Annotated in this window: 4 protein-coding genes; all 4 read left to right on the forward strand. The window is 67.8% G+C overall.

From position 1 onward, the window contains the following. A partial coding sequence (locus EN780_RS29470) for a substrate-binding domain-containing protein (protein ID WP_189556834.1) occupies positions 1 to 461 on the forward strand: 461 nt, incomplete at its 5' end. Further along, entirely contained in the window at positions 458 to 1,474 is a 1,017-nt protein-coding gene (locus EN780_RS29475) for a Gfo/Idh/MocA family oxidoreductase (RefSeq protein WP_128276049.1), read from the forward strand. The genes EN780_RS29470 and EN780_RS29475, both read left to right, overlap by 4 nt. Beyond that, positions 1,471 to 3,072 carry an acyl CoA:acetate/3-ketoacid CoA transferase gene (locus tag EN780_RS29480; protein WP_128276050.1) on the forward strand — a complete coding sequence of 534 codons (1,602 nt, stop codon included), beginning with the start codon at positions 1,471 to 1,473 and terminating at the stop codon, positions 3,070 to 3,072. Before EN780_RS29475 ends, EN780_RS29480 begins: the two co-directional genes overlap by 4 nt. Further along, positions 3,065 to 3,735: enoyl-CoA hydratase/isomerase family protein (locus EN780_RS29485; protein WP_133372763.1), on the forward strand; the 671-nt coding region annotated here is incomplete at its 3' end. The genes EN780_RS29480 and EN780_RS29485, both read left to right, overlap by 8 nt.

The following is a 3,735-nucleotide window of genomic DNA, read 5'->3' on the forward strand; positions in this document are numbered from 1 at the left end:
ATCACGAGCGGCTCGGCGGTTTCCGCGAGGCCTGCGCGACGCTGGGCATTGCCGCCGCCGACACGCTGGTCTTCGAAGGTGAGACCAGCCGCAAGGGCGGCATCGCTTGCCTGGATACCGCCATTGCCATGGCCGAGCCGCCGACGGCCGCGCTTTGCTTCAACGACGCGGTCGCCTTCGGCGCCATGCTGGCGCTGCGCAAGCACGGACTGGAGCCCGGCGCGGATTTCGCCGTCGTCGGCTTCGACGACGTGACCGAGGCCGAACACTACATGCCCGCGCTGACCAGCGTCGCGGTCGACGCGGCCGGCCTCGGCGAGCGCGCCGCCCATGCCATGCTGAAGATGATCCAGTCGCGCACCACCCGCGCCGAGGACCACATCGGCGCGGTCAACCTGGTGGTCAGGGAAAGCTGCGGGCCGGACCGCCCGCGCCGTCCGGGAATGGGAGACGCGGCATGACCGTCAGGTGGGGACTGATCGGCGCCAGCACGATCGCCAGGCAGTTCATGATCAACGCCATCCGCGCGCAGGGCGATGGCGAGGTCGTTGCGGTGATGAGTTCCAGCCCCGAGCGCGCCAGCACCTATGCCGGCGAGAACGGCATTCCGCGCAGCGTCTCGACACTCGATGATCTGCTCGGCGCCGGCGTCGACGCCGTCTACATCTCGACCACCAACGAGTTGCATCTTGAACAAGCGCTTGCCGCGATCGAGGCGGGCAAGCATGTGCTGTGCGAGAAGCCGCTGGCGCTGACCAGCGCCGATGCCAGGAAGATGGTGGCGGCGGCCAACGCTGCCGGTGTCGTGCTCGGCACCAACCATCATCTGCGCAATGCCGGCGCGCATCGCGCCATGCGCGAGGCGATCGCCGCCGGCAGGATCGGCAAGCCAGTCGCCGCGCGCGTCTTCCATTCCGTCTACCTGCCGGAGAGCCTCCAGGGCTGGCGCATCAGCAAGCCCGAGGCTGGCGGCGGCGTGGTGCTCGACATCACAGTGCACGATGCCGACACGCTGCGCTTCGTGCTCGGCGACGATCCGGTCGAGATTTCCGCCTTCACGCAAAGCACCGGCATGGCCGGCGGCGGGCTGGAGGACGGCGCCATGTGCATCTGGCGCTTCAAATCAGGCGTCATCGCCCAGTCGCATGAGGGCTTCACGACGAAATTCGCCGGCACCGGCTTCGAGGTGCACGGCTCCGAAGGTTCGCTGTTCGCCACCAATGTCATGACCCAGAAGCCGGTCGGCTCGGTGCTGTTACGCACGGGCGCCGGCGAGGAAGAGCTGAGCTTCGACCGCAAGGACCTCTACGCGCGCTCGCTGCGCCAGTTCCATGCCGCGATCCGCGGCGAAGGCCGGCCTTCCGCCACCGGAGAGGACGGCGTCTGGTCGCTGGCAGCGGCTGAAGCCGCGCTGCAATCGGCCAAATCGGGCAAGGCCGTCACCATCGATCCGAAACTCGGGAGCGCGGCGTGAGCAAGGTCATTTCCGCGGCGCAAGCTGCCAGCCTGATCAAGGACGGCATGGTCGTGTCGGTGTCGTCATCGAGCGGCCTCGGCTGCCCGGATGCCGTGCTTGCCGCGATCGGCGAGCGCTTCGATGCCGAAGCCCACCCGAAGGCCATCACCACGCTGCACCCGATCGCCGCAGGCGACATGTACGGCATCAAGGGCATCGATCATCTGGCGAAACCCGGCCTGTTGAAGCGCACGCTTTGCGGCTCCTACCCTTCCGGCCCGTCATCCGCCGAGCCGCCGCAGATCTGGAAGATGATCGGCGACAATTCGGTCGCGGCCTACAATGTGCCGTCCGGCATCCTGTTCGACATGCACCGCGAGGCCGCCGCCAAGCGGCCGGGGGTGCTGACCAAGGTCGGTCTCGACACCTTCGCCGACCCCCGCCACCAGGGCTGCGCCATGAACGCGGCGGCCAGCGAGCCGATCGTATCGGTGCAGCAGTTCGACGGCGAGGAATGGCTCTATTTCCGCGCCATCGTTCCCAACGTCTCGATCATCCGCGCCACCACCGCCGACGAGCGCGGCAACCTCACCTATGAGCACGAAGGCGCCTATCTCGGCGGGCTGGAGCAGGCTCTCGCCGCCCGCAACAATGGCGGCGTCGTCATCGCGCAGGTCAAACGCGTCGTCGAGAACGGCACGCTGAAGCCGCACGACGTCCGTGTGCCTGGGGTGCTCGTCGACCACATCGTCGTCGCGCCCGACCAGTTGCAGACGACGCTGACCCCTTACGATCCGGCGATCTCCGGCGAGATCTTCCGGCCGCTGTCGACCTTCCGCAACGCGGAGATGAACGTCCAGAAGGTGATCGCGCGCCGCGTCGCCATGGAGTTGCGCGACGGCATGGCCGTCAACATCGGCTTCGGCATCTCCGCCAACGTGCCGCGCATCCTTCTGGAGGAAGGCCAGCACGGCAAGGTCACCTGGGTGATCGAGCAGGGCGCTGTAGGCGGCGTGCCGCTGCTCGACTTCAAGTTTGGCTGCGCCTCCAATGCCGAGGCGATCATGCCCTCGCCGCACCAGTTCATCTACTTCCAGGCCGGCGGCTTCGACGCCTCGCTCTTGTCCTTCCTGCAGATCGACCGCCATGGCTCGGTCAATGTCTCGAAACTTTCGGCGCGGCCGCATGTCACCGCCGGCGCCGGCGGCTTCGTCGACATCACCTCGCGGGCGAAGAAGATCGTCTTCTCCGGCTTCTTCAACGCCGGCGCCAAGCTGTCGCTGGCCGACGGCGGCATCCGCATCGACCAGGAAGGCAAGGTCAAGAAGGTCGTCGAAGAGGTCGAGCACATCTCCTTCTCCGGCAAGCGCGCGGTCGCGCAAGGGCAGGACATCACCTATGTCACCGAGCGCTGCGTGATGAAGCTGACGCCCGACGGGTTGATGGTGACCGAGCTGGCGCCCGGCATCGACCTGGAACGCGATGTCTTGGCGCAGGCCGACATTCCGCTCGGCATTGCCAATGACCTCAAGGTGACGTCGGCGTCGCTCTACCAGGATCGGCCGATCGGCCTGTCGCTGAACGGCGGCGCTTCGCTCGGAGGCGCGCATGGCTGATCGTCTCGTCAGCTTCGAACAGGACGGCGCCATCGGCATCGTCACGCTGCGCCGGCCGGAAAAGTTCAACGCGCTGGACATTCCGATGCTGCGCGCGCTCGAAGCGGCGCTCGACGAGGCGGAGCTGGCTGAGGGCGTGCGTGTCGTGCTCGTCCGTGGCGAAGGCAAGGGCTTTTGCGCCGGCGGCGACGTCGAGGCCTGGGCACAATTGAGCGCCGCCGATTTCCAGGTGCAATGGGTGCGCTATGGCCACCGTGTCTTCGACCGGCTGGCGCGGCTCCGGCAGCCGACCATCGCGGCGCTGTCCGGCCATGCGCTGGGCGGCGGGCTGGAGCTGGCGGTGGCCTGCGATTTCCGCGTCGCGGAGACGCAGGTGAAGCTCGGCTTTCCCGAAACCTCGATCGGCGTCGTCCCCGGCTGGTCCGGCACGCAGCGCGCCGTGCGCCGCTTCGGCGCGCAGACGGTGCGGCGCATGGCCATCGGAGGCGAAGTCCTGCTGGCTAGCGAAGCGCTTGCGCTCGGCGTTGTCGACCGCGTCGTCGAGACCGGCAAGGCGCTCGCCGAGGCCAGGACATGGGGAGAAAAGATCGCCGAGCGCGGACCGCTGGCGACCGAGGCCGCCAAGCTGATGATCGCGGTCGCCGAAGGCGAGGAGAGTGCTGC

Source organism: Mesorhizobium sp. M4B.F.Ca.ET.089.01.1.1, from assembly GCF_004022605.1.
GTDB classification, from domain to species: domain Bacteria; phylum Pseudomonadota; class Alphaproteobacteria; order Rhizobiales; family Rhizobiaceae; genus Mesorhizobium; species Mesorhizobium abyssinicae.

What these genes read in the sequence shown, in the direction of transcription:
- EN780_RS29475 (WP_128276049.1), top strand. Translation starts at nt 458, where the DNA reads ATGACCGTCAGGTGGGGACTGATCGGCGCCAGCACGATCGCCAGGCAG.